This window comes from Clostridium porci (assembly GCF_009696375.1).
Classification (GTDB): Bacteria; Bacillota; Clostridia; order Lachnospirales; family Lachnospiraceae; genus Enterocloster; species Enterocloster porci.
Map to the genome: position 1 here is coordinate 1 of NZ_VUMD01000020.1, position 25,364 is coordinate 25,364.

Annotated in this window: 24 protein-coding genes; 23 read left to right on the forward strand and 1 reads right to left on the reverse strand. The window is 46.4% G+C overall.

Annotated elements, in window-relative coordinates:
• From FYJ39_RS17100 to aguB, 21 genes are all read left to right on the forward strand, one after another.
• Positions 1–1,229 (forward strand): DUF7601 domain-containing protein (locus FYJ39_RS17100; RefSeq protein WP_268890685.1); only part of this gene is annotated, 1,229 nt, incomplete at its 5' end.
• A gap of 95 nt (positions 1,230–1,324) precedes the next feature.
• Entirely contained in the window at positions 1,325–1,612 is a 288-nt protein-coding gene (locus tag FYJ39_RS17105) for an HU family DNA-binding protein (RefSeq protein WP_235919875.1), read from the forward strand.
• Entirely contained in the window at positions 1,596–2,429 is an 834-nt protein-coding gene (locus FYJ39_RS17110) for a class B sortase (protein WP_154473636.1), read from the forward strand. The genes FYJ39_RS17105 and FYJ39_RS17110 overlap by 17 nt, the downstream gene beginning before the upstream one ends.
• Before the next feature lie 511 nt (positions 2,430–2,940).
• Positions 2,941–3,372 carry a sigma-70 family RNA polymerase sigma factor gene (locus FYJ39_RS17115; protein ID WP_195840470.1) on the forward strand — a complete coding sequence of 144 codons (432 nt, stop codon included), beginning with the start codon at positions 2,941–2,943 and terminating at the stop codon, positions 3,370–3,372.
• Between the two features lie 5 nt (positions 3,373–3,377).
• Positions 3,378–3,611 (forward strand): helix-turn-helix domain-containing protein, encoded by a 234-nt coding sequence (locus tag FYJ39_RS17120; RefSeq protein WP_154473638.1) that lies wholly within the window; start codon positions 3,378–3,380, stop codon positions 3,609–3,611.
• A 413-nt stretch (positions 3,612–4,024) separates the two neighbouring features.
• On the forward strand, positions 4,025–4,228 hold the full coding sequence (locus FYJ39_RS17125) for an excisionase (protein WP_154473639.1): 204 nt from the start codon (positions 4,025–4,027) through the stop codon (positions 4,226–4,228).
• 79 nt (positions 4,229–4,307) lie between these two features.
• Positions 4,308–5,585 (forward strand): site-specific integrase, encoded by a 1,278-nt coding sequence (locus tag FYJ39_RS17130; RefSeq protein WP_154473640.1) that lies wholly within the window; start codon positions 4,308–4,310, stop codon positions 5,583–5,585.
• A gap of 485 nt (positions 5,586–6,070) precedes the next feature.
• Positions 6,071–6,667: a hypothetical protein gene (locus tag FYJ39_RS17135; protein WP_154473641.1), complete on the forward strand. Its 597-nt coding sequence runs from the start codon at positions 6,071–6,073 to the stop codon at positions 6,665–6,667.
• Entirely contained in the window at positions 6,664–8,073 is a 1,410-nt protein-coding gene (locus FYJ39_RS17140; RefSeq protein ID WP_154473642.1) for a phage baseplate assembly protein V, read from the forward strand. The genes FYJ39_RS17135 and FYJ39_RS17140 overlap by 4 nt, the downstream gene beginning before the upstream one ends.
• 13 nt (positions 8,074–8,086) lie before the next feature.
• A complete protein-coding gene (locus FYJ39_RS17145) occupies positions 8,087–9,223 on the forward strand; it encodes a pentapeptide repeat-containing protein (protein WP_154473643.1) in 1,137 nt (378 codons plus the stop codon).
• Positions 9,224–9,233: 10 nt separating this feature from the next.
• Entirely contained in the window at positions 9,234–9,791 is a 558-nt protein-coding gene (locus FYJ39_RS17150; protein ID WP_154473644.1) for a hypothetical protein, read from the forward strand.
• Positions 9,792–9,901: 110 nt separating this feature from the next.
• The gene (locus tag FYJ39_RS17155; protein WP_154473645.1) at positions 9,902–10,762 is read left to right on the forward strand and encodes a hypothetical protein; all 861 of its coding nucleotides are present in this window, start codon (positions 9,902–9,904) and stop codon (positions 10,760–10,762) included.
• Between the two features lie 185 nt (positions 10,763–10,947).
• Positions 10,948–11,739 (forward strand): hypothetical protein, encoded by a 792-nt coding sequence (locus tag FYJ39_RS17160; RefSeq protein WP_154473646.1) that lies wholly within the window; start codon positions 10,948–10,950, stop codon positions 11,737–11,739.
• Between the two features lie 123 nt (positions 11,740–11,862).
• Positions 11,863–13,575, forward strand: a complete 1,713-nt coding sequence (locus tag FYJ39_RS17165; RefSeq protein ID WP_195840468.1) for an Mbeg1-like protein — start codon at positions 11,863–11,865, stop codon at positions 13,573–13,575.
• 57 nt (positions 13,576–13,632) lie between these two features.
• Positions 13,633–15,264 carry a contractile injection system protein, VgrG/Pvc8 family gene (locus FYJ39_RS17170; RefSeq protein WP_195840469.1) on the forward strand — a complete coding sequence of 544 codons (1,632 nt, stop codon included), beginning with the start codon at positions 13,633–13,635 and terminating at the stop codon, positions 15,262–15,264.
• Positions 15,265–15,688: 424 nt separating this feature from the next.
• On the forward strand, positions 15,689–17,167 hold the full coding sequence (locus FYJ39_RS17175) for an aminotransferase class I/II-fold pyridoxal phosphate-dependent enzyme (protein ID WP_154473649.1): 1,479 nt from the start codon (positions 15,689–15,691) through the stop codon (positions 17,165–17,167).
• Entirely contained in the window at positions 17,148–18,008 is an 861-nt protein-coding gene (speE, locus tag FYJ39_RS17180; RefSeq protein ID WP_154473650.1) for a polyamine aminopropyltransferase, read from the forward strand. Before FYJ39_RS17175 ends, speE begins: the two co-directional genes overlap by 20 nt.
• Entirely contained in the window at positions 18,005–19,285 is a 1,281-nt protein-coding gene (locus FYJ39_RS17185; protein WP_154473651.1) for a saccharopine dehydrogenase family protein, read from the forward strand. Before speE ends, FYJ39_RS17185 begins: the two co-directional genes overlap by 4 nt.
• Positions 19,275–20,414 (forward strand): carboxynorspermidine decarboxylase, encoded by a 1,140-nt coding sequence (nspC, locus tag FYJ39_RS17190; protein WP_154473652.1) that lies wholly within the window; start codon positions 19,275–19,277, stop codon positions 20,412–20,414. The genes FYJ39_RS17185 and nspC overlap by 11 nt, the downstream gene beginning before the upstream one ends.
• 27 nt (positions 20,415–20,441) lie before the next feature.
• Positions 20,442–21,560, forward strand: a complete 1,119-nt coding sequence (aguA, locus tag FYJ39_RS17195) for an agmatine deiminase (RefSeq protein WP_154473653.1) — start codon at positions 20,442–20,444, stop codon at positions 21,558–21,560.
• Positions 21,557–22,435 (forward strand): N-carbamoylputrescine amidase, encoded by an 879-nt coding sequence (aguB, locus tag FYJ39_RS17200; RefSeq protein WP_154473654.1) that lies wholly within the window; start codon positions 21,557–21,559, stop codon positions 22,433–22,435. The genes aguA and aguB overlap by 4 nt, the downstream gene beginning before the upstream one ends.
• Here the strand turns inward: aguB and FYJ39_RS17205 are convergent.
• Positions 22,424–22,660: a hypothetical protein gene (locus FYJ39_RS17205; protein ID WP_154473655.1), complete on the reverse strand. Its 237-nt coding sequence runs from the start codon at positions 22,658–22,660 to the stop codon at positions 22,424–22,426. The genes aguB and FYJ39_RS17205 overlap by 12 nt on opposite strands.
• Before the next feature lie 207 nt (positions 22,661–22,867).
• On the opposite strand from FYJ39_RS17205, the gene FYJ39_RS17210 reads away from it, so the two are divergent.
• Together FYJ39_RS17210 and FYJ39_RS17215 are read left to right on the forward strand one after the other, a co-directional pair.
• Positions 22,868–23,725 (forward strand): DUF368 domain-containing protein, encoded by an 858-nt coding sequence (locus tag FYJ39_RS17210; RefSeq protein ID WP_154473688.1) that lies wholly within the window; start codon positions 22,868–22,870, stop codon positions 23,723–23,725.
• Positions 23,726–23,827: 102 nt separating this feature from the next.
• The gene (locus FYJ39_RS17215) at positions 23,828–25,297 is read left to right on the forward strand and encodes a D-alanyl-D-alanine carboxypeptidase family protein (protein ID WP_154473656.1); all 1,470 of its coding nucleotides are present in this window, start codon (positions 23,828–23,830) and stop codon (positions 25,295–25,297) included.
• The last annotated feature ends 67 nt before the right edge of the window (positions 25,298–25,364 follow it).

Sequence of the window (25,364 nt, forward strand, 5' to 3'; positions counted from 1 at the left end):
AATTCAGTAAGGTGAAGCTTGGCGGCGAAGAACTGCCAGGTGCTAAGATTGAGATTTACAAAGGCACCGACAAGGTGGACGGCTGGGAAAGCACCACCGACAGCCACACGCTGAGCCTGGAAGCAGGAACCTACCGCTTCCATGAAGAAGCCGCACCGGAAGGATTCGTCGCGGTGACAGACTTTGAGTTCACCGTAAAGGCAGACGGCAGTGTCACCCTCGGCACGATTGCCCAGGGAGAAACTGTTGTAGCCGAAAACGGCAAGATCACCGTAACGGACAATGCGAAAACTACTCCGCCCACTCCGGATAAAAAGGTTGGAGATCTGACCGTCACCAAGACGGTAAGTGGCTCCAGAGGTGATCAGAATAAGGAGTTCACCTTTACGGTAACGCTGGATAGAACAGATATCACCGGCCAGTATGGTGATATGACGTTCACAGGCGGCGTTGCCACCTTTACCTTGAAGCACGGACAGAGCAATACAGCCTCCGAGCTTCCCGCCGGAGTGGCCTATACGGTGGAAGAAAGCGACAACAGCGGCTATACCGTTACCAAGACAAACGCCACAGGCACCATCCAAAAGGGTGTCACTGCAACAGCCGCTTTTGAAAACTACAAAGGTGGTTCCGGCGGCGGAAGCAGCCATACCCCACAGGCAGCCCGTGTAACCCTGACGGCAACAAAGACCGTGGACGGTCTGATCCCCACAGGAAGCGGATTCACCTTCTTCCTGGACGATGCCAATGGGCAGCGGATGCAGGTGAAAAACAATCAGGGCAGTCATATTACGTTTGATCCCCTGACCTTTACTAAAACCGGCACCTATGTCTACTACATCACAGAGCAGACAGGCAATGACAAGAATATCAACTACGATACGGCTTCCTACAAGGTAACGGTCACCGTGACCTGCCCCTATGACTATGAGGCAAGCGTGTCCTATGAAAAGAACGGACAGGCGTATCACAGTGTCCCGGCTTTTGCCAATACCACGAAACCCGCTGTACCTGTGCAGCCTCAGACCCCTGTTGTACCCGTACAGCCCCAGACCCCGCCTGTCATCACCCCGTCCCGGCCCCTTGACAATGTGCCAAAGACCGAGGACAACACAAACCTGACCCTGTGGAGTATTCTGGCGGCAGCTTCCCTCCTGAGCCTTACAGCGCTTCTGGCAGGGAATAAGACACGGAAACCCCATTCTCAGGGCAAGCGCAATAAGAGCTGACGCATCGAACCGGCTCAATCGCTTTTTGGCTGGCGTTCATGCTTTGGCGTGAACGCCAGCCATTTTTCATTCAATTTTACGAGTAGGAGGAACAGATGATGAATAAGATAGAACTCATTGTACGAATCGCGCAACAAACTCAAACAAGCCAGGAGGATGCAAAGAAGTTTCTGGCTGCCTTTTGCGAGGTGTTAGGAGACGCGCTGGCGGCTGGAGAGACGGTACAGATTATCGGGACCGGCAGCTTTACCGTACGGGAAACACCGGCCCATAAAGGGTTTAATCCTGTAACACAGCAGCCGATTGAGGTGGCAGCCAAGAAGTCTCCTGTATTCAAGCCGGGCAAAACGCTCAAAGAAAAGGTCAATGGAACGATTGCCTGAGCACAGAGGGGAGGCATACAGACCCAGGCACATGAAGCCGAGGAAAAAGAGGAAGTGGTATATCTCACTGGGAATCCTGTCCAGCTTCACGCTGCTCCTGCTTTCCCTGTTCATGCTGGGTTCTTCGATACTGGGGCTGGCAAAATCTCAGGCAGCCTTTGAAACCTTAGCCGCCCGTGTGGAAACAGAAAAAAATCGCCCGGAGACAGCGAATGAGTCTGCACCCACAATGGAGGGCGCGACCGCTCCATCCCCCTATGCGGAACTGAAAGAGGAAAACGAGGACCTGTTTGGATGGGTAACGATTGCGGGAACCAAAGTAGACTATCCAGTGATGTATACGCCCCAGGAGCCGGAATATTATCTGCGCCGGGCCTTTGACAAAAGCCATTCGGTCAGCGGTGTTCCCTTCCTGGACGGAAACTTCATCGAGGGCGGGAATCACTATCTGGTCTACGGACACAACATGAAAAACGGCACGATGTTCCATGCCCTGCTGGACTACGGAAAACCGGAGTTTTGGAAGGAGCATCCCTCCATCACATTCGACACCCTGCAAGAGAGCGGCACCTATGCCGTGATCGGTGCGTTCTATTCCAGAGTGTACTATCAGGATGAAACAGACGTGTTCCGTTTCTATGCCTACCCAGATCTGAGCGATCCGGCGTTGTTTGCGGAATACGTGGACAATGTGGAGGCAGCCTCCCTGTATGATACCGGAGAAACGGCGGAATACGGAGATGTTCTTCTTACCTTGGTGACGTGCAGCTATCACACGGAAAACGGTCGGTTTGTGGTGGTGGCCCGGAAAGAATAAGCAGGGTTCGTAAAGTAAAATGATAGCTGGTAAAAGAACTGACATAGAAACCGCTGAATAGAGGCTGAGGAATCGGACAGAAACGAGCAGCCGCAGCGGTAAAAAACATTAAGGCCGCTGTTTCTTTGTTCTTTGGAGGAATGGTGCCCTGACTCTGGAAAAATGGCGGCCCACGGAGGGAGCCGTCATGAATGAAAAGGTGTATCGACAAACGGAAACGGGAGTTGCACCGTTAAAAAAAGCCATCCCCCTGGCAGGGGGAAATGCGGCCGGACTTATGAATCATACGAACCAGTAAAATACCATAATGTTTTCACATTCGCTCGGCGGGTTTATGACCTGTCGGGCGAATTTTGTTATTTTCTGCGGTTTTTCCTACTGCCCAACCACTTTTTAAAAAATTTTTTCAAAAGGAGGCGTTTAGCGGGTAGCAGCGGGCGTCCACGGATTGATAGTAGCGGAAAGGGAAAGTACCACCTTACATCCCCACACGGAAAGGGGGTGAGAAATGATGGAAACTAACCTACGCGACTATTACGAACAATGCCGGTTTGACGCTTTCTGTAAAACGGTATTGCGCAACGAAGCCAGGGCCTACCTGCGGAACATGGAGCGTCAGCGCAATCGTGAATTGACGTTCAGCGATCTGTCCCAGGAAGAACTGGACAAGCTCTATTCGGTAGACCGCTACCCCAGCGACAGTTTTATATTCAGCACTCATGGGTACGAGTTACATATCGACAATGAGCTTGTAGCCGAAGCCTTTGCCAAGCTGACAAAGACAGAACAAAGTGTTTTGATTCTGCACTGTGTTCTGGATATGGCGGACGGCGAGATCGGCAGCCTTATGGGAATGTCCCGCAGTGCCGTCCAGCGCCACAGGACAAAGGCCCTGAAAGCATTGCGAGTAACATTGATGGCGCTCATGCCAGAAGGAGGTTGACGCGGATGAACGAGCCAAAACACAACGGAAAGGCACTGTTGCCCCTTTCGGTGAGCAGAGCCGCCTGCGCCGGTGATGCCGGAGCCGTCGAGTGTGTATTGCGGTACTATGATGCCTACATGAACAAGCTGTGTACCAGAACCCTCTACGACACAGCCGGATATCCCCATGTGTGCGTAGACGAGTATATGAAGCGCCGAATGGAAATCAGGCTGATCCAAGCGATGATGAAACCGTGATCCAAGAGGCAGACGGCTTATCCCTTTCCCCATCTGCTGACTGCCAGAAGCCTCATAGTTCCTTGACAAATACGCCCGCATGACAATGGCGGCGCGTCATAGGGCATACGGACACATTCTGTCTGCACCGAGCCGGACGGCGGGTGCGCCATGATGCTGATTTCTACGAAAACAGCGGAGCGACCACCACCCAGCCGTAACGTAAGCGTGGCTGCTTATGGGCGATGACGTGCAGGCAGGACAATGATACTCCCTTACAGCCACAGTCCGAGCGTTAGAAGCGTCGCAGGCAATGGGTAGGGCCGTGTGAGAACCGCATGGGGGTGAAAATCCCGTGGAGCTGGGCCACCAGCCGTCCGTTTCTTGCCCATAGTTACAAGAAACTTTTGTTTTGAATAGAAGGAGACAAGATTATGAGTAATAACGATGTGCCTATTTGGGAAAAGTATACGCTTACTATTGAAGAAGCGTCGAAATATTTTCGTATTGGAGAAAACAAGCTGCGTCGGCTTGCCGAGGAAAACCTATCCGCTGGCTGGGTGATTTTGAACGGCAACCGCATCCAGATCAAACGGCAAAAGTTTGAAAAAATCATTGATTCTCTGGACACAATCTAGTGAAAAAGAGCCTTGACTATGCTATAATACCCTTAGAGCGTGTCAAGGCTCTTTCCGTCATGGAAAGGAGCATGACGAAATGTCAAAAAAAGAACGAGATGAAAAAAGACGGGACAGCAAAGGCCGTCTTTTGAAATCTGGAGAGAGCCAGCGTACAGACGGAAGATACGCCTACAAATATACGGATACCTTTGGAGAACCGAAGTTTGTGTATTCCTGGAAGTTAGTCCCCACGGATAAAATCCCTGCCGGAAAACGCCCGGATATTTCCCTGCGGGAGAAAATCAAGCAGATACAAAAAGACCTTGACGATGGGATTGACACCATCGGCAAGAAAATGACCGTGTGCCAGCTCTATGAAAAGTATATCCGGCAGCGGGGCAATGTGAAGCGGGGAACCCATAAGAGCCGCCAGCAGCTGATGAAGCTGCTGGCCGAGGATAAAATCGGAGGGGCCAGCATCGACAGCGTGAAGCTGTCTGACGCCAAAGAATGGGCCTTGCGTATGCAGGAAAAGGGTGTGGCCTATCACACTATCTGCAACGGCAAGCGTTCCCTGAAAGCTATCTTTTACATGGCCGTACAGGACGATTGCCTCCGCAAGAATCCCTTTGACTTCCAGATCAATGAGGTTATCAACGACGATACCGTACCAAAGGTGCCGCTTACCCCTGCACAGGAAAAGGAGCTTTTGGAGTTCATGCAGAACGACCCTGTTTATGCCAAGTATTATGACGAGGTATTGATTCTGCTGGAAACCGGGCTTCGCGTTTCCGAACTCTGCGGCCTGACGCCTGCCGACCTGAATTTTGAAAAGCGCTTTGTGAATGTAGACCACCAGCTTTTGAGAAGCACCGAGGACGGCTACTACATCGAAGCGCCAAAGACCGACAGCGGCTATCGCCAGGTGCCGATGAGCGCAGTAGCCTATGAAGCGTTTCAGCGCGTGCTGCACAGGCGGAAGGACGGCAAAGGCGTTGTGGTGGATGGATATAAGGATTTCCTGTTCTTAAATCGGGATGGGCTGCCGAAAGTGGCTGTCCATTATGATGCCATGTTTCAGGGCCTTGCCAAGAAGTTCAACAAATGTCATGCAGAACTGCTGCCGGAGGTCATGACGCCGCACACCATGCGGCATACGTTCTGTACCAGAATGGCAAATGCAGGCATGAACCCCAAGGCATTGCAGTACATCATGGGGCATGCCAATATCGTTATGACGTTGAACTATTACGCCCACGCCACGTTCCATTCCGCACAGGAGGAAATGGAACGGCTGCAAGCCCAGGCACAGACCACCGCAGCAGTCCATGCGCAACCTGCGTCAGAAAGCGCCCAGGAAGCTCAAGCCGCATAGGATACGCGGAATGTACTACTGTTTATACTACGTTTGAGAGCGGAAACATGAGGGGTAATAAGAATGTTTGCGAGGTTCTTCCTATAAAAAAAGTGCCGGAAAAGCCCGAAGTTACGGGCTTTTCCGGCATATAAGAAAACCTAAAGAGATAATCTGAAATCTATAAAATGATTATAATAATAATAAAGATTGGACATAATGGGGGATTGTATAAAAAACCATAATTATGAAAAGAATTTCCGAAAGCAGAGCTTTATCGGATCATTACTGGATAAGGGCTGTCTGTTCACTGTCAGACAGCCCTTTGTGGGAATTAAGACGATTAAAAGCGTCTGGAAGTTTTTGTTTATTCTCTGATAGGTTCATAAGCGAAACAGCAGCATTTAGATGAGAGGCAAAAAGGCGTCCTTAATTGCTTACAGCGCCCGGAGGCTTTCAGATAAAGCTTAGAGAGAAGGAAGCCAGAATCGATTGGGGGAGGGGGTATGAAAGATATGCTGAAAGATTTTGATATAAATTTAGCAATGCTAAAGAAACATACATGCCAGCCCTTTACTGCGGATTCGGACAAAGGGCGTGGGGAGCTTTATAAAAAGGAGGTTGAGCAGTTCAAAGCTAGAATTTCACGATTTACCTTTGAGAGAATCGCCTTTTGCAATGGCCTATTTTCCATGCTTATGCCGTCTGAGTTATTTGGACAGCCGATAGTAATGGGGAATCTCCTTCTTTTTCAGGCGTCAAAAGAAAAAATAACGCTATCCATAAAGGTAATTGAGTCGGAACAAATAGTTAAGATTGATCAGCTTCAGCAAGACTATGTGAGCCAGATGAGAAGCTCAAGGCAACAGACAAAGATAGATATATCCGATGCAAGGCAGGCAGCATTTGGAACAATATATTATTTTACCGCTATTCATTCTATGCCGGGTGGAGCATTGTGTGACTTTATCATCCTTTTTCAAGGAGGGAAAAAGATGATATTCATGGATTTCAATTTTGAGCAAAAGGAGTATTACTTTTGGAAAACCATACTTTGCAAATTAAGCTCTACCATTGAGATAGAAGGGGGGCCGCAGCAATGAAAAAAAGAGAATACACAGAGGTTGGCGAATTAAGGGTGGAACCAATCCCTTATATTGAGATTTCTAACATTGACATTACAGCAGAAAAAAATTCCCATACCTTTGTATATGCAGAGGGGAAAATACACTCTGAGGACAGGCGGGCTCTGGACTGTTTACGTCAGTTTGGAACAGAAATAATAATCCGAAAAGGTAAGGATACAGTTTTGTTTCGCGGCCTTATTACAGAGCTTTCCGTAGAGGAATGCGCGGAAGCGGTGACGGTTATTGTACGTGGAGCCACACATACAATTTTATTGGACAGGAAGAAAAAAACAAAGCCTTTTCATGATATAAACGAAACCATAAAAGGAATTATCCAGAGCGTTGCCAAAGGAACCAAAGGAGCTCAGACGATCATTGAGAGCAGGTGCGAAGAGCAGATTGGTCAATTTATTATGCAGTACGAGGAAACAGACTGGGAGTTTATAAAGCGTATGGCGTCCCATTGCGGTCAATCTGTATTTCCTGACAGCGGATGCGATCGTCCGGCTTTTTATATAGGAAAGCCAACTTTGCTTTCAGAAATAGAAATAACAGACGAGATTCCTTATACCCTAAGCTGGCATGCGCAGACCCAGGAGCCTCTAATATCCAATACGTCAGGTATGACATATCTTGTAAGATTAAATGACAAATGCCTAAAGCTTGGTGAATGTATAAAGTTTAAAGGAAGCACATTATATGTTAAAGCATTACATATGCATATGGAACAGGCTGTATTAAATAATGATTATGAATTATGCACAAGAGAGGGGCTGGATACTTCTCGCAGTATGAATACAAAGCTTGTTGGCCGGGAAGTAACAGGGATTGTAGAAGAAGTTAAACGAGATAATGTTAAGGTGCATATTATTGCTGAGGATGGCTGTGGGAATGGAGAAGCATGCTGGTTTCCCTATTCTACTGTATATGCGTCCTCTGATGACAGCGGGTGGTACTGTATGCCTGAACCAGAGGATAAGGTAAGGCTGAGGTTTCCTGGTGGAGATGAAAAAAATGCTTATGCAGTCAGCGCGGTAAGTGAGTATGTCCCGGAAAATGAAAAGAGTGATCGTATGAGGGACTATTCTGTAAGATATATAAGGAACAGACAGGGGATGGAGATTATGTGGAGCCCTAATCGGGTCAGTATTTCCGCCAATGGAGCAAATCTGATTGATATTAATCAGAATGGTACTTTATTTCTATCCTCTAATTCAAAAATTACAATTCATGCAGAAAAAGACGTAGCAGTGGAAGCGGGAAATCAGATACATTTTAATGCCGGAGGCAATATACGCATCAGCTGTGGAGCAAAAGCGGAAATTCATCTGAATGAAAGCGGCGTAATTGAATTAAAAGGCAATGAAGTACATACAAACTAAGGGTTAAGAGCGCATGATAGGAAGAAACGAAGCTTTGGAAGCATTTTTTATGGAACATCTGGATTTGGGTCTCCCAGCGCTTGAGCAAATAAAGAGCTATTCTCAAATCAACAGGAAAGCGCTTGGGGAAGAAATGGAAAAAGCGTTTGTGCAGTTAATCAACAGGATTCATAAGGCTCAGGAGAATGGAACAAAAGAAGCTATCGCCTATATTCATATATGCTTTCTCAGGAGCAATTTTTATGTGGGAAATGGAGCTGTACGCATATATGCTTTTGACCGTCGTTTTGCGCTTGATCCTAGGCCTCTGTGGGAGGACGCGGATTTTACCGGTTTATGTGAGCTCCTTTGGAAGCTGGAGGCAGCGTTAAGCCTGACGCTGGCCCGATATAAAAATAAAGTTTATATGAGTGATGTAAGGACTTTGATTCAGATGGAATATATCCCTCAGCTCATCGGGCGAATAACAGCGATTGCCAAATGGATCGTTCGTGGAGAAAGCATTACCAAATGCATGAAAAAGATTTCCATAACAGATGATTTCTGTGTTCTATCAGGCGAATATCAGGGGGATTTTGAAGAAATTCTGGTAACAGAAGCCGTAGATACTAAGGGACTTAACTTGAAAGAATGCTTGAGCATCCATAAAAAAGAACATAATCGGTTTTGTGGTAAACGGTATTTGGAGCAAACAGTGGATAGCATAGATTTAAGCGGCGTAAATTTTACAAATAGCTGCTTCCTTAAAATGGATTTTTCAGATTGTGACTTTAGCCATAGCAATGCTATGGGAACAGAGTGGCGGCAATGCAGTCTCATAAACACCTGCTGGAGGGATGCTGCGTTGTTTGGCTCCTCCTTTATAAACTCTGATCTGAGTGGAAGCGATTTTAGCGGAATCATTGCTCCAGTTGTTCCAGAAACTATTTATTTCCATTCTTTATCAAACCTGGATGGCCTTTGCTTTCACGGATCTATTTTAAGAGATGTTAATGCTTCAGGGGCCGATCTCAGAGGAGCAGACTTTCGGGGAGCACAGTTTTACCACACCGATTTTTCAGGGGCATGCCTGTCAGGGGCGATGTTTGAAAGGGAAGCCTTGGAACAGGCGGGGCTTTCATCCGATCAAAAGGATCAGATTAGAATGTAGAGGGGCTAGGATGGATTATTTTACCATATCTCAGGATATATCTTTGATACATGCGGTGGAGCTTGACCGCGGTTTTATACCGGAAGCATGGAAAAAAGAAATTGTGAAAGGAAGAAGCGTTGAATTTGAATTTGGCAAGCTTCCAGCTCAAAACCATAATTTCCTTGTAAAAAGTAAAAAAGAGAATATATATCCGGATTTACTGGAGGCGCCGCTTCCTTTGCTTTCAACTGCATTAAAAAATATTTTCTGCAGCTTTGAAATTCAAATACAGTGCAGTTGTGCAATACTAAGCGACCGGGAAGCAAGAAGGCAGGAGGCCTATTGGCTGTTTGCATTAGAACGAGTCAAGTGTCTGGGAAGCAAAGCCCAATTTTATCCTAATGGAGTATTGAAAAAACTGGTTTTAAACAGGGATGCCATAGGAGACCATTCTATCTTTCGAGTTCATGGAATAATAGAAAAACAAATCGTGATTCGATTTGATGTAGCAGAAAGCATATTGAGGAGGCCCATGGTAGGAATTAAATTAGAAGGAATTGAGTGTCAGGAGGAGACTGACATTTGATATAGGAATGAAACCCATAAACCGGCTTTATTGTAAAACCAGCCAGGGGGCTGCTTGATTCTGGAAGCTATCTTGTCTGCCAGTATATACCTGCCATATTTGCAGGAGGCATGGGAACCGGAGGAAAAGGTATGGGTATATCCCTTAGAAAAAAAGAGCATAGAAGGGAAGCAAAAGAAATGTTAAAAAAAGGATTGATTGTTTTTTCTCTGGCAATCGCAGTAATTATTCTGGTTACAGTCATACGTAATACATGGAGGGACATAAGAAATAAAAAATACAAAGCAGGTTATCCGCTGGAAATCGAAAGGTATTTGGAGAAAAAGTATGGCAAGAGGTTCATTATAAACCCGGAGGGGGAGCTTCTTTATTCGGGAAGCCCAATCCTCGCTGCTGATGTATACTCCCCCTATCTGTATGAGGTGAGGGAGCCAGAACGAGATGGCTCGGTATTTAACGTTTGGGTATATCCTAGATCCAGTAAAGACAAAAAAATAGAAAAATTTCGGGATAATTATTGCTGGAAGTTTTTAAGTATCATGACGAAGGAATGGTTTCAGGAGGAAATGGCAGATATCCTTCCAAAAGAATATAAGATGATTTTTGTTGAGTCTTCCAGGTCAGAAATGGATGAAAGAATTACCCCGAATTCTCCGTTGGCATATTATTTTGAAATACGAGAGACTCCAGATTACCTATATTTGTATTTAATTTTACCTCCCGGCAGCAGCTATGAGGAAGATGGACTGACAGAAGAGAATGTAATCCAAGTGATAAGGGAATTCTATCAAAAATATCCCAAGGTAAGAATTAGATTTTTTATAAAACAGATAACATCTATGGAAAATTACGAAAAAATCAGTATACGGAAACAAGAAAACTTAAAATATTACTTATACAGAGATGCTAACCCATTTTGGGATATGGAGATGGATTCAAAGATGGATATTGAATTAGAGTTAGAGTATTAAGATAATCGGAAGTCGTGGTGAGAGGGGCTTTATGTAGAACTACAAACTCATTTTTGGATATGGATGTAGATTTAAAATGGCAATCGGATCAAGAACGGTAAACTACGCTTTATTAAAGATGTGGGAAGGTAGAATGTTGTTAATGGAGCAAGGAAATAAAATTTTATAAAAGGGGAATAAGAGAAATGTTAAAAAAAGGATTGATTGTTTTTTCTCTGGCAATCGCAGTAATTATTCTGGTTACAGTCATACATAATACATGGAGGGACATAAGAAATAAAAAATACAAAGCAGGTTATCCGCTGGAAATCGAAAGGTATTTGGAAAAAAAGTATGGCAAGAGGTTCATTGTAAACCCGGAGGGGAAGCTTCTTTATTCGGGAAGTCCAATCCCCGCTGCTGATGTATACTCTCCTTATCTGTATGAGGTGAGGGAGCCAGAACGAGATGGCTCGGTATTTAACGTTTGGGTATATCCTAAATCCAGTAAAGACAAAAGAATAGAAGAAATTCAGGATAATTATTGCTGGAAGTTTTTAAGTATCATGATGAAGGAATGGTTTCAGGAGGAAATGACAGATATTCTTCCGGAAGAATATAAGCTGATTTTTGTTGAGTCTTCCAGGTCAGAAATGGATGAAAGAATTACCCCGAATTCTCCGCTGGCATATTATTTTGAAATACGAGAAACTCCAGATTACCTGTACCTGTATTTAATTTTACCTCCCGGCAGCAGCTATGAAGAAGATGGACTGACAGAAGAGAATGTAACCCAAGTGATAAAAGATTTTTATCACAGTTTTCCCAAGGTAAGAATCAGATTTTTTATAAAACAGATAACAACTATGGAAGATTACGAAAAAATCAGTGTAAGGAAACAAGAAAACTTAAAATATTACTTATACAGAGATGCTAACCCATTTTGGGATATGGAGATGGATTCAAAAATGGATATTGAATTAGGGTTAGAGGATTAAGATGATTGGCAGCTATGGTGAGAAGGGGAGACAAAACACAAAACAGGTAATTGATACTCTTATATAAAAGGAAAAAGGTAGATAATCAGTTGGTTTATTAATCGTATGAAGGAGGAAAGCAGGATGGGAGAAATCAGCGGAGAGGAGGCTGCCATGCTTGCAGCCTTGATATACAGACCTGAATTACAGCAGGATTGGGATGATATAGAGAATGAAAAGGTTTCGTTGAAGAATTTAATATTTTCTATAGAAAAGAATATGAGAGGAAAGAAAGGAGTAAATGATTTTGGCGCCAAAATGACCAAAGCAGAGTTCCAAGAGGTACTAAACCAAATCAAAGCTTCAAAAACACTTATGTCGTTAGAGGTAGAAAACATTGAAAGCAACGACCGGACGCATTTTCGTGCCATGACTCTGAAGCCTACGGCAAATGGGCAGAACTCCCAGCAAGACATGCGTCCAATCATTGTATTCAGGGGAACAGCAGGAAATTATCAATGGGACGATAATTTGTCAGCAACCATATCGTCTCTTACCCCGTCCCAGAGGGAGGCACAGAAGTATGTGATCCAATCGGGGCATGAGCATGTAACGATTGTTGGTCATTCAAAAGGCGGTAATCTGGCTGCGTCTATGGCATATCTCTTGCCGGAAGGAATGGTTGACAAAGCATATTCTTTGGATGGACAGGGAGCGTCGGAGCTGTTTTTGGCTAATATACCGCTGGAAAAGCAGGAACGGGCAAAAGTGAATGTATTCAATATCAACGAATACAGGGATATCGTCAGTCAGCTATTAAAAAAGATGGGGGATGATAAAAACACCAGCTTGGTTGATTCAGGCATTGATTTTAGTGAAACAGGGTATGGCAGCTTTGATTTTAAGATGAGGTTCTTTCACGCCCATAAGCCCAATTATTTCTTGACGAAGGATGTTCAATATGTAGATAAGGTGTATACGCCGGCTTTGGTTGGTCAAATCTCCAGGTACATAGATGTTAATGGGATGAAAAAACATCAGGCAATTGCGCTTCTTGCGGCTGCTTCATTGGCAGTGCATGGGAAGGAGGAGCAAGAAACTGCGTGGAATTATCGTATGTGGAGCGCTGTATATGACGCCGAGGAGGTATATAACAGAGTCAATTCTGAGAGAAAGAGGGCTATTTTACATAAATTATCAAAGATATATGGTGTTGACTCTGCATCCTATCACCTTGCTCAGGAGGAGGACAGCTTTGTTGTGGAGGGGGCTGTTCTTACATGCCCCTATTGCAGTGGGATCGGTTCCTTGGAGCAGGTAGAAAACCGAACGGTTCTGGAGCAGGGGAAACCCAGAGCAGTAAAAACAGACTGTATACCACGGAAAAATATTTGTATGGAACATATGGAATGTGCGCTTCGAAGCTATGAGGAAGGAGCTGGGGCAGCCAGCTGCACCTTGGAGCTTGGCGACAGCTGGCTCCTTACAGACAGCAGTATAAAGGTAAATATCAATGGAAGCGGAAAAGAAGTAGAGGCCGTGTTAAAAAAATCTATTTTAGGGTGCTTCAAAGGCGGATGGATAGAAGTAGTACAGAATGGACAGTTAGAAGAAGGAGATTATCAGAAGACAAAGGCATTCAACAATATGAAACAAACTACAAGTGATGTAACCGCAAAGTTAAAGGGCATCAAAAAGAAGATTAACAATTTGCCGGGTGAAGTGATAGAGGATATGGGGAAAGAAATCATGCAAGGAGCACAAGCCCTTTATAATGAGACGCTTGAACATTCGGCGGACAAATGGGACAGCTTTGTGGAGGAAATGGTAAACCAGGCAATAGGCCGGCAGCATTGAATTACGTTTGATAGACAATGATCAGCCAATATGACGAATCAGGAGGCAACGCATACAATGTATCAACACCAGGAATTTTCCATAGATATAAACCTGGAAATCGTCACAGTTCACGCACTGCATATTTTTGAAAGAATGAATGAACATGCTGAATTAAACTTAAGCGGAATCTGCAGGGCGGTACAGAATAGGATTCCGGAAAAGCAAGCTGTCACAGTAATGGACAGAAATGGAAGTATAATCTTTTGTGGTAGGATTCATGATATAAAGCTGAAATATGACAAGGAATTTTTGAGCTTTCAGCTAAAAGCATATTCTGCTTCTTGTGAAATGGATGGAATGAAAAGAAGACGGGTATTTCAGGACTTGGATATGACCTATGAGCAGATCCTGTTTGAAGTTTTAAGATCCTATAAAAGCTCCTCTCATCTCGATCAAGTAACGAATGGGGCCAAAATTCCTCATAGTATTGTGCAGTTTGATGAAACCGATTGGGAGTTCCTTAAACGGTTATCCTCACACTTTAACACAGGTATATGGGCAAATTGTAAATCTTCATCTATCCAGCTCTTTTTTGGAGCTTCCAGCAGGGAGAAGGGGATTCTGGAAGGGGAAGAATTAACTAATAACACTAATTTATTGAAAGAACAGGAGCAGTTAACAATTCAAACACATAAGCAGGCTGAGCTTGGCTGCCGGATTTCTTATAAAGGAAGTCTATATTTGATAAAATCCACTGAAAGCTTGATAAAAAGGGGAGAGTTACTCTATCAATCCCTTTTAGAAAGGACAAGGGGTGCTTCTTTCCCGTATTTACCGAATACGAAGCTAGCAGGCCTGCACCTTTGGGCTGTTGTAAAAGAAATTAACCGCAATAAGCTTCGTGTTAAATATCCTATAGAGGATTATGCACAAGGAAATACACCCTGGCTGCCATTTGCTGGTGAAGAAAATAATGAGGCGGGATATTACATGCCAGAGCCTGGAGACGAAGTGGAAGTGACCTTTCCTGATCTGGTAGAGGCTCACGCCTTCATAAGCGCTGCCAGAAGAAGGATGAAGCAAACAAATCCTGAGAAACACAATATGAAATATTTAAGAAATAAGGAGGGGCTTGGGCTGTACATGGACGAGGAAAAGCTTAGTATATCCTCAGGAATGGAGCGTGCTGCGATTGTAATGCATCAGGACGGATGCATTCACATAAAAGCGTCAGAAACCCTTCATATCAGTGCAGAATCAGATCTGGAAATCGGAGGGCGGACAGGAAACGTAACCATTCATGCGGAAGATAGTATAACATTCCAGAGCGGGGAGACGGGAGCCAGCAAAATAACGTTTGATTCTGACAGCCATATAAGCTGCAAGGCGTTGCAACAGGTAGTAGTCAGCGGCAGTGGAATTGTCTCGGACACAGAAGAAACATCCGGGCAGGCAAATACAGGCATAAGCTCCGATAAGGTGCGTAATGCAGTCATGGCATTATCAGGGGTAGAATTTTTATCAAAGAGCGCTGCGGGGACAATGGATGTTCAAGATGCCCGGAAAATAATGAATCATTTATTAGGAAGGGATATGAATGAGATCGGCACAGAGGCTTCAGATGATAATTGGATCAAACAAACGCTGTTTGAAAATAATGAAAGGTTATTTAATTCTTTTTCCTATGGCGAAAGCAAACGAGGGTAATGATATGATTCGGAAGGGGTGACGGAGCTGGCTTTACAAAAGAAATAATTTCTGAATTTAAAAATCCAGTTGACACGCTGCGGATAAATATGGTATTCTTTGTTTCAGTGTGAAGATATGGATATGTTTTCATGCAAATATGACCACTCCCCGGGGAGTTAAGCCCATACGGACAGGCGGGTCAGTTGCCGGGCGTGGGAAACCACATTATTGATTGAGTTAGAAGCTCAAATTTTATAAGTTGATTACTTTATAATCAGTGCGATTGCACATCATCTTGTGAAACGATCAATAAATGCAGGACAACATATTTGCTATGGGAACATGGAAACGGGAATAGTGGTAATAGTTTGTGTAAAATTGCGTGCAGATGATGTAGAATCATCTGCTTTTTTGTTGTATTTTGACCGGAAGGAGATTCACAATGGAAAAGAGAAGCCAGAAGAGAGCTCCCATTTATGAAGCTCTGGAAATGTTTAAGAGACGGCGCGTGGTTCCCTTTGATGTACCGGGTCATAAAAGGGGAAGGGGAAATCCTGAGCTGGCAAGTCTGCTGGGGGAGAATTGCGTGGGGCTGGACGTAAACTCCATGAAGCCTCTGGACAATCTCTGCCATCCTGTATCGGTTATCCGTGAGGCGGAGGAGCTGGCGGCGGAGGCTTTCCACGCGGCCAACGCCTTTTTGATGGTGGGCGGCACCACCTCGGCGGTGCAGGGAATGATCCTGTCCGTCTGCAAGGCAGGAGATAAAATTATCCTGCCCCGGAATGTCCATAAAAGCGTTATCAATGCTCTGATTCTGTGCGGAGCGGTTCCTGTTTATGTTAATCCAGAGGTGAACAGCATACTGGGAATCTCTCTTGGTATGGAGCTTCGTCAGGTAGAGCAGGTTATGAAAGCGAATCCGGACGCGGTGGCGGTATTTGTGAATAATCCTACCTATTATGGTATCTGCTCGGATCTCCCATCCATTGTCAGGCTGGCTCATAGCTGCGGCATGAAGGTGCTGGCAGATGAGGCTCACGGCACCCATCTGTACTTTGGAGAAGGACTTCCGGTATCAGCTATGGCAGCAGGAGCGGATATGGCGGCTGTTTCTATGCATAAATCGGGAGGAAGCCTGACGCAAAGCTCTCTCCTTCTCCTGAATCAGGGTATAAATGCCGATTATGTAAGGCAGATCATTAATCTGACCCAAACCACCAGCGCCTCCTATCTGCTTTTGTCCAGCCTGGATATTTCCAGACGGAACCTGGCCTTAAGAGGGAGGGAATCCTTTGCCAGAGTGGTGGAGATGGCAGAGTATGCCAGGCAGGAAATCAATGACATCGGAGGCTTTTATGCATATGGAAGGGATTTGGTCAACGGTACAAGCATCTTTGACTATGACGTTACAAAGCTCTCTGTCTATACCTTGGACAACGGCTTGGCAGGAATTGAGGTGTACGATCTGCTGAGGGACGAGTATGATATTCAGATAGAGTTTGGAGACATCTGCAATATCCTTGCCTACATTTCCATTGGAGACAGGATTCAGGATATCGAACGGCTGGTGGGGGCTTTGGCGGATATTGAGCGCCTGTATAAAAAAGATCGGGCTGGTATGCTTTCCGGTGAGTATATTGCTCCCAGAGTAGTTGTTTCTCCACAGAAAGCATTTTATTCGGATAAGGAGTCGGTGCCGGTGAAAGAAGCGGCCGGCCGGATCAGCGGGGAATTTGTTATGTGCTATCCTCCTGGAATCCCTATCCTGGCTCCCGGTGAGGAGATTACAGATGAGATTACAGAATATATTCTCTACGCAAAGGAAAAAGGCTGCTCCATGCAGGGGACAGAAGATCCGAAAATAGAGAATCTGATGGTTCTGGAAAGGAGAGAGGTTCATGGAGATATGGTTTTCTGAGCTTCACACGGATAATGTGAAGCTGTCAGTGCGGATAGACAGACAGATTTTCAGCGGTGCAAGCGAGTACCAGAGAATCGATGTGTTTGAGTCGGAGGAATTTGGCAAATTTATCGCCCTGGATGGAGCCATTGTATTTTCGGAAAAGGATGAGTTTATCTATGACGAGATGGTGACTCATGTGCCTATGGCAGTTCATCCAGATGTTAAGGATGTGTTGATTATCGGCGGAGGGGACGGCGGGGTGGCTAAGGAGCTGCTTCGTTATCCAGGTATCCGATCCATCGACCTAGTGGAGACAGACCGGCTTTTTGTGAAGGTCTGCAAAGAAATATTTCCCCGCTTGTCTGCCGGGTTGAAGGATGAGAGAGTGAGGGTGTACTATGACGACGGACTTCGTTTCCTGCGGAGTAAATGTGAAGTCTATGACCTGATCATTAATGATTCTACCGATCCCTTTGGCTATACGGAAGGGCTGTTCACCAAGGAGTTTTACGGAAGCTGCTATAAGGCTTTGAGAAAAGATGGCATTATGGTGTATCAGCACGGAAGTCCGTTTTACAGCGAGGATGAGATGGCCTGCCGCAGCATGCACAGGAAGGCATACCGGTCTTTTCCTATCAGCCGGGTATACCAGGCCCATATACCAACCTGCGCTTCTGGTTACTGGCTGTTTGGCTTTGCCTCTAAGAAATATCATCCTGTAACGGATTTCAAGCCTGAGAAGTGGAACAGGCTGGAGATAGATACGAAGTATTATACTACGAACCTGCATATGGGTGCCTTTATGCTGCCCAGATATGTGGAGGCTTTATTGGAAGAGGAGGAAGAACGGATATGAGCAGATTATTGGTGATTGGATGCGGCGGCGTAGCCTCCGTTGCCATCCGCAAATGCTGCCAGAACAGCGGTATTTTCAGTGAGATTATGATTGCCAGCAGGAGGAAGGAGAAGTGTGATGCGCTGAAGGCAAAGCTTCAGGGGACTACCGGCACGCGGATCGACACGGCACAGGTGGATGGAAATTGCGCTAAGGAGGTCATCAGCCTGATCCGGGCCTATAAGCCTGACGCAGTGCTTAATGTAGCCCTTCCCTATCAGGATTTGACAATTATGGATGCCTGCCTGGCTACAGGAACGGACTATATTGACACAGCCAACTATGAGCCTGAGGATACAAACGATCCCCATTGGAGGAGAATGTATGAAAAACGCTGCAGAGAGCTTGGCTTTACAGCCCTTTTTGACTATTCCTGGCAGTGGGATTACAGGGAGCGGTTTGAAAAGGCTGGTATTACAGCCCTTTTGGGAAGCGGCTTTGATCCTGGAGTCACAGGTGTGTTCTCGGCCTATGCCTTGAAGCATTATTTTGATGAGATACATACCATAGATATTCTGGACTGCAACGGAGGGGATCACGGCTATCCATTTGCCACGAATTTTAATCCAGAAATCAACCTGCGGGAGGTATCTTCTCCCGGCTCCTACTGGGAGGATGGAAGATGGATAGAAACTAAGCCGGTGGAGCTTAAGTCACGGTACGATTTCCCGCAGGTGGGAGTAAAGGACATGTATCTTCTGCACCACGAGGAGATTGAATCTCTGGCTAAGAACATACCTGGCGTAAAGAGAATCCGGTTTTTTATGACCTTTGGCCAGAGCTATCTGACCCATATGAAGTGCTTGGAAAATGTAGGCCTGCTGTCTACCTCTCCTGTCTTATATGAGGGCCGGGAGATTGTTCCAATTCAGTTTCTAAAGGCCCTTTTGCCAGATCCGGCTGCTCTTGGGCCAAGAACAGTAGGAAAGACAAACATTGGCTGCATCTTTACCGGGATCAAGTACGGGAAGGAAAAGAGCATTTATATTTATAACGTGTGCGATCACCAGGCATGCTACCGGGAGGTGGAATCCCAGGCAGTTTCCTATACCACAGGAGTGCCTGCTATGATTGGGGCCATGATGGTGGTAACAGGACAGTGGAAGAAGCCGGGAGTTTTCAATGTAGAGGAATTTGATCCAGATCCATATATGGAGGCCTTAAATCGCTGGGGGCTGCCTTGGTTGGTGTGCGAAAACCCGGCTCCGGTAAAGGTGTGGAGAGCAGATGAGGAGTGAGAGGGTGAGGATGGATGAGCTGCCTACTCCCTGCTATGTGATTGATGAGGGAAAGCTGGAGGACAATCTGAGGATTCTCAGGCAGGTTCAGGAGCGGACTGGCTGCCGGATTCTGCTGGCCCAGAAGGCATTCTCCTGTTTTTATGAATATCCCTTAATAGGAAGATACCTGAAGGGAACCACCGCCAGCGGGCTATATGAGGCAAGGCTGGGATATGAGGAGATGGGATTAGAGAATCATGTATTTTCTCCAGCCTACAAAGAGGAGGACTTCCCGGAGCTGACAGAATGCTGCGATCATATTACTTTCAATTCCCTGACCCAGCTGGAGAAGTTTAAGGATCGGTGCGGCAGGGCGGAACGGGGCTTGCGTATTAATCCACAGCTCTCTACCCAGGAGGGTCATGCCATCTATGATCCCTGTGCGCCAGGCTCCAGGCTGGGAGTAAGGATTCAGGACTTTCGGGAGGAATATCTTCCCTTTATTGACGGCTTTCATTTTCATACTTTGTGCCAGCAGGACGCGGATGCATTAAAAAAGACGCTGGACGCGGTGGAGGCGCAGTTCGGCCCTTACCTTCATCAGGTGTCATGGATCAATATGGGCGGAGGCCACCATATAACCAGGAAGGGATATAATATAGATCTGCTGGAGCAGTGCGTCTGCCGCATGAAGGACATCTACGGCCTTACCGTATACCTGGAGCCTGGGGAGGCGGTAGCGTTGGATGCCGGCTATCTGGTGACGCAGGTTATGGATGTGGTGGAAAATGACGGTATCCGAACTCTGATTCTGGATGCCTCTGCCGCCTGCCATATGCCCGATGTGCTGGAGATGCCCTACCGGCCGCCTCTTAAGAACAGCGGCCTGCCAGGGGAGAGGGCATACACCTATCGTCTTTCCTCCTGTACCTGCCTGGCCGGAGACATTATAGGGGATTACTCCTTTGACAGGGAGGCGGAGCCTGGGGATAAGCTGTACTTTATGGATATGGCGATTTACTCCATGGTGAAGAATAATACCTTTAACGGGATGGCCCTGCCGTCCATTGCAGTGATGGACAAAGAGGGAGCATGCCGGATAATCCGTACCTTTGGCTATGAAGATTTTAAACGCAGGCTGTCATAAATTTCATAAGAATTTCAGGGAGAATATATGAAACATTTGAGAGGAATTCCGGCAGAAGACGGCTTTAGAATGCCGGGGGAATTTGAGCCCCATGAGGGCTGTATTATGATCTGGCCCTGCCGCCCTGGCTCCTGGGGATACGACGCTTCCAGAGCCAGGAGGGCCTTTGCCCAGGTGGCAGAGGCCATTGCTGACAGTGAACAGGTCATAATGCTGACAGAGAAGGAGGGCTTGCCCTCTGCCCAAAGGATGCTTTCATCTCGTATTTTAGTTGTTCCCATGGAGTCAGATGATGCATGGGCCAGAGATACCGGCCCTACCTTTCTTGTAAATGGACAAGGGGATGTGGCAGGTGTTGACTGGCAGTTTAATGCCTGGGGAGGCAGCTATGATGGTCTGTACCAAAGCTGGGTAAAGGATCAGGAGCTGGCCGAGCGCTTTTGCCAGCGGTTTGGGTATCCCCTGTATGACGCACGGCATTTTGTGCTGGAGGGAGGCTCCATCCATTCCGACGGTGACGGAACCCTTCTGGTGACGGAGGCCTGCCTATTGAGTCCGGGACGCAATCCTGAGATGACAAAGGAAGAAATTGAAGGACAGCTAAAGGATTATCTGGGAGCAGAAAAGGTGATTTGGCTTCCCAGTGGCATTTATCAGGATGAAACCAATGAGCATGTAGATAACGTATGCGCCTTTGCGCGGCCCGGAGAAGTGCTTCTGGCCTGGACGGAGGACAGGGAAGATCCTCAGTATGAGATGAGTCAAAGGAATTACGAGATCCTGGCGGCAGAAACCGATCATAAAGGAAGGCGTTTTCTGATTCACAAACTGCCTGTTCCGCGGAAGCCTGTGCGCCTTACAGAGAATGAGGCATCAGCCTTGCTTGCAGAACCTGGTGAGGATAAGAGAGTTCCTGGAGAGAGAATGGCGGCCAGCTATGTAAACTTCTATCTTTCCAATGGAGGAGTTATCCTTCCTCAATTCGGAGATGAGAATGATGGGACGGCAAAAGAGATTCTGGGCAGCTGTTTTCCGGATCGCAGGCTTGTGCCTGTATATGCCAGGGATATTATAATAGGCGGAGGAAACATACACTGCATTACCCAGCAGATACCAGCTGGGAGGATAAGAAGGAGGTTTCTATGAGAAAGGTAAATGTGGCGTCAGTGCAGATGCGCTGTGGTGCACGTGTGGAAGATAATCTGGAACGGGCGGAAGCACTGGTTCGCCAGGCCGCAAAGAACGGAGCCAATGTGATTCTTCTGCCTGAGCTTTTTGAGCGTCCCTATTTCTGTCAGGAACGGCAGTATGGATATTATCATTACGCAAAAACAGTGGATGATAACGAAGCGGTGCTGCACTTCTCCAGGGTTGCAAAGGAGCTGGGGGTAGTAATACCTGTAAGCTTTTATGAGCTGGATGGCATGCAAACCTTTAACTCCGTAGCAGTTTTAGATGGAGAAGGGAAGAATCTGGGAATATACCGCAAAACCCATATACCGGATGACCATTATTATCAGGAGAAATTTTATTTTACGCCGGGAGATACAGGATTTCAGGTTTTCCATACCTGCTTTGGAACGGTAGGAATCGGTATTTGCTGGGATCAGTGGTTCCCTGAAGCCGCCAGATGCCTTGCCCTGATGGGAGCGGAGCTGCTTCTTTATCCTACGGCAATCGGCAGTGAGCCAGTACTGAATTGTGACAGCATGGAGCATTGGCAAAGATGTATGCAGGGCCATTCGGCAGCCAATATTCTGCCTGTGGCAGCTGCTAACCGGGTGGGGACAGAGACTGTAAAGCCCTGCGCTGAGAATGGAAACCAGAAATCCTCCCTGACGTTTTATGGCTCCTCCTTTATCACAGACAGCACAGGAGCCATTGTGGAATCCATGGGGCGCAGGGAGGAGGGCTTTATTGGAAAAGGCTTTGATTTGGATGAAATACGGGATATGCGGATGGAATGGGGGCTGTTCCGGGATCGGAGACCTGAAATGTATGGGATTATTTCAGGAAATTAATGTTTCATCCTCCTGCTCAGAGGGAAGATCTGATACATCTCTTGGAGTTCCATCGCAATTTCGGTTAAATTGGCAGTAGTGAGGACAGCCGCCGCAGGCTTTTCCTCCTACCTTCATTCCGCGTTTTCGTGAATCATTAATGAGCCAATAGGCGGCTCCTATCAAAGAAAACACAAGGATCATAATGATCCATTCAGCCAGGGTGATGTGAGTTGGTAATTGCATAGAAGCCTCCCCTTTTCATAAGAATGATAGTACTTATTATCAATGTAACATACAGCTTTTTATGAGTCAAGAGGCAGGCTGTGGCAGACTGGGCGGACTGTAGCGAAAATCCTGCTTGAAATTCCCCTTAAATCCTGTATAATTGTTGAGAGAAATAAATACAGGAGGACAACACACGTGCTGCTTAATGGAATCAGAGGGTTCTGCATGGCACTGGCGGACAGCGTACCGGGAGTGTCAGGCGGAACCGTTGCATTTTTACTAGGGTTTTATGATGAATTTATTAACTCATTAAATGATCTTATGGGCAGAGACAGAGGTAAGAGAAAAAAGGCTCTTCTGTTTCTGGCTAAGCTGGGCGTTGGCTGGATCGCAGGCTTCTGCCTTTCGGTCTTGATTCTTTCAGGACTTTTTCATACCTATATTTACCAGATAAGCTCTGTGTTTATGGGACTGACCCTTTTTGCCATCCCTATGGTGATTAAGGAGGAACGGGAGGTCTTAAGGGGGCATTATGGAAACCTGCTGTTTACTCTTGCAGGTATGGCGCTTGTATTCTGCATTTCTTATTTTTTCAATCCGGCCGGAGGTACAGGGGGAGGTACAGGGATAAATGTATCTGTGGAGCATCTTTCCTTCGGGCTGGCTGTTTATGTATTTATCACGGCCATGGTAGCCATAACGGCTATGGTGCTGCCTGGGATATCCGGCTCCACCCTGCTGTTGATCTTTGGCGTCTATGTGCCTATTATCGGGGCTGTAAAGGAATTTCTTCATTTTAACTTTAATTATGTGCCGGTTCTGGCAATATTCGGTCTGGGGATTATAACTGGCATTGTGGGAGTGATTAAGCTGATTAAGCTGTGTCTTAAGCGTTACCGTTCCCAAACCATCTATGCCATTCTCGGACTGATGGCAGGTTCCTTATATGCAATTACCATGGGGCCCACCACCTTGGATGTATGGCAGCCGCCTATGAGTCTGCAGACCTTTCATGTGCCTTTTTTCCTGCTTGGAGGATTAATTCTGGGGGCATTAGAATACATGAAGCTGCGAATCCATTGACAGCAGCCCCGGATTCTCATATAATCATCCTTGTACTATTTTTAAATAGATGCTGCCGCCGTAAGCGGCAGATACGAATGCAATACATGAATAGGGGGAACTATGCGCAAGATAGGGTGTATGCTGCTAAGTCTCATACTCATACTGAATTTCTCTCTGGTGACCGCATTAGCCAGGCCGGAGTGGCCCAAGGATACAGGGGTTCAATCTGAGGCCGGAATTGTAATGGACATTGATTCAGGGGCTGTGATTTTTGCCCAGGACATACATAGCCTTAGAGCTCCGGCCAGTATTACAAAGCTGCTGACAGCGCTGGTGGTTATTGAGCATACAAAGGATTTGGAGGCTCAGGTAACGTTTTCCAGGGACGCAGTTTATAATGTAGAATCAGGCAGCGGCAATAAATTCGGATTGGATACGGGAGATTCCATGACCGTCAGGGAATGCCTGAATTTGATGGTTCTCCAGTCCTCCAATCAGGCTGCCAATGCGCTGGCGGAATATGTGGCAGGCAGCCGATCCGCTTTTGTGGACATGATGAATGAGAAGCTGAAGGAAGTAGGCTGCGTAGACGGCAGCCAATTCGCAAATCCTTCTGGATTAAATGATGACAACCAGAGAGTATCCGCCTATGATATGGCCCTCATTGCCAGAGCCGTATTTCAGAATCCTCTGGCACTTGAAATCTGTTCTACCAAGAGAGCTTTCATACCGGCCACGGTCAATAATCCGGAAGGCGTATCCTGCTCCATAGAGCATCAGCTGGTCAAGAATAATGAGAATCCAGACAGTGAATATTATTTTCCTGCCGCTAAGGCGGGGAAAACAGGATGGACCTCCCAGGCAGGTCAGACGCTTGTAACCTATGCGGAGAAGGACGGACGGAGGCTGGTGGCTGTTACGTTAAAAAGCACAGAAAAAACCCATTATTCCGATACCATGACCATTTTGGATTTTGCATTTAAGCGATTTAAAAATGCAAGGGTCAGGGATAATGAAATTGAGTATGTTACAGGAACAGAGCCAGTGCTGATAGACGGAACAGCTTATGAGCCTTCAGAGCTGATGTTTGATGAAGCTGCTGTCATTACCCTGCCGGAGGACGCCCGGTTTACAGATGCGGAGAAGTCCCTTGAGACGAAGCTTCCACAGAAGCATCCAAAAGGAGCGGTAGCCAGACTGAATTATATCTATAATGAGCGTGAAATAGGCTCTGCCTGGCTTTTAAGCACGGGGCAGAATACAGTAGATGCATTGGCAACTCCGGGAGAGCTTACGGGAAATGATGGTTCTGAAGCTGGAAATACCGGCGCTAAGGCGGAAGGAGCTTTGCACAGCTCCCAATTTAAAATCCCCAGGCGTATGATGCTTGCGGCAGGTATCCTTGTATGCTTTGGTCTGCTGTCGGAAGCTGGAATAATCATCCTCAGAAAAAAAAGAAGAAAAGAGCGGGAGCGTCAGAATGAACTGCGGCAAAAGCGGAGAGCGCGCCTTGCAGAAATTGGATTTACAGAGGAGGAATTTGACCGCCTCCTGGAGGAAAGAAGACGGCGGCGGGACGAGGAATCTTAGGATGTGGGAGAGCCTGTGCTTTGGGGTGTGAGACTTCAGATTGTCAAAAGGAAAGAGGGGTGCGTAT

Excerpts from the sequence above, each read along its gene's own strand:
- FYJ39_RS17130 (WP_154473640.1), top strand. The coding sequence starts at position 4,308 with ATGTCAAAAAAAGAACGAGATGAAAAAAGACGGGACAGCAAAGGCCGT.
- FYJ39_RS17135 (WP_154473641.1), top strand. The coding sequence starts at position 6,071 with ATGAAAGATATGCTGAAAGATTTTGATATAAATTTAGCAATGCTAAAG.
- FYJ39_RS17175 (WP_154473649.1), top strand. The coding sequence starts at position 15,689 with ATGGAAAAGAGAAGCCAGAAGAGAGCTCCCATTTATGAAGCTCTGGAA.
- FYJ39_RS17140 (WP_154473642.1), top strand. The coding sequence starts at position 6,664 with ATGAAAAAAAGAGAATACACAGAGGTTGGCGAATTAAGGGTGGAACCA.
- FYJ39_RS17145 (WP_154473643.1), top strand. The coding sequence starts at position 8,087 with ATGATAGGAAGAAACGAAGCTTTGGAAGCATTTTTTATGGAACATCTG.
- FYJ39_RS17205 (WP_154473655.1), bottom strand. The coding sequence starts at position 22,660 with ATGCAATTACCAACTCACATCACCCTGGCTGAATGGATCATTATGATC.
- nspC (WP_154473652.1), top strand. The coding sequence starts at position 19,275 with ATGAGGAGTGAGAGGGTGAGGATGGATGAGCTGCCTACTCCCTGCTAT.
- FYJ39_RS17150 (WP_154473644.1), top strand. The coding sequence starts at position 9,234 with ATGGATTATTTTACCATATCTCAGGATATATCTTTGATACATGCGGTG.
- FYJ39_RS17125 (WP_154473639.1), top strand. The coding sequence starts at position 4,025 with ATGAGTAATAACGATGTGCCTATTTGGGAAAAGTATACGCTTACTATT.
- FYJ39_RS17110 (WP_154473636.1), top strand. The coding sequence starts at position 1,596 with ATGGAACGATTGCCTGAGCACAGAGGGGAGGCATACAGACCCAGGCAC.
- FYJ39_RS17185 (WP_154473651.1), top strand. The coding sequence starts at position 18,005 with ATGAGCAGATTATTGGTGATTGGATGCGGCGGCGTAGCCTCCGTTGCC.
- FYJ39_RS17115 (WP_195840470.1), top strand. The coding sequence starts at position 2,941 with ATGGAAACTAACCTACGCGACTATTACGAACAATGCCGGTTTGACGCT.
- aguB (WP_154473654.1), top strand. The coding sequence starts at position 21,557 with ATGAGAAAGGTAAATGTGGCGTCAGTGCAGATGCGCTGTGGTGCACGT.
- speE (WP_154473650.1), top strand. The coding sequence starts at position 17,148 with ATGGAGATATGGTTTTCTGAGCTTCACACGGATAATGTGAAGCTGTCA.
- FYJ39_RS17160 (WP_154473646.1), top strand. The coding sequence starts at position 10,948 with ATGTTAAAAAAAGGATTGATTGTTTTTTCTCTGGCAATCGCAGTAATT.
- FYJ39_RS17210 (WP_154473688.1), top strand. The coding sequence starts at position 22,868 with ATGGCACTGGCGGACAGCGTACCGGGAGTGTCAGGCGGAACCGTTGCA.
- aguA (WP_154473653.1), top strand. The coding sequence starts at position 20,442 with ATGAAACATTTGAGAGGAATTCCGGCAGAAGACGGCTTTAGAATGCCG.
- FYJ39_RS17120 (WP_154473638.1), top strand. The coding sequence starts at position 3,378 with ATGAACGAGCCAAAACACAACGGAAAGGCACTGTTGCCCCTTTCGGTG.
- FYJ39_RS17215 (WP_154473656.1), top strand. The coding sequence starts at position 23,828 with ATGCGCAAGATAGGGTGTATGCTGCTAAGTCTCATACTCATACTGAAT.
- FYJ39_RS17170 (WP_195840469.1), top strand. The coding sequence starts at position 13,633 with ATGTATCAACACCAGGAATTTTCCATAGATATAAACCTGGAAATCGTC.
- FYJ39_RS17105 (WP_235919875.1), top strand. The coding sequence starts at position 1,325 with ATGATGAATAAGATAGAACTCATTGTACGAATCGCGCAACAAACTCAA.
- FYJ39_RS17165 (WP_195840468.1), top strand. The coding sequence starts at position 11,863 with ATGGGAGAAATCAGCGGAGAGGAGGCTGCCATGCTTGCAGCCTTGATA.
- FYJ39_RS17155 (WP_154473645.1), top strand. The coding sequence starts at position 9,902 with ATGGGAACCGGAGGAAAAGGTATGGGTATATCCCTTAGAAAAAAAGAG.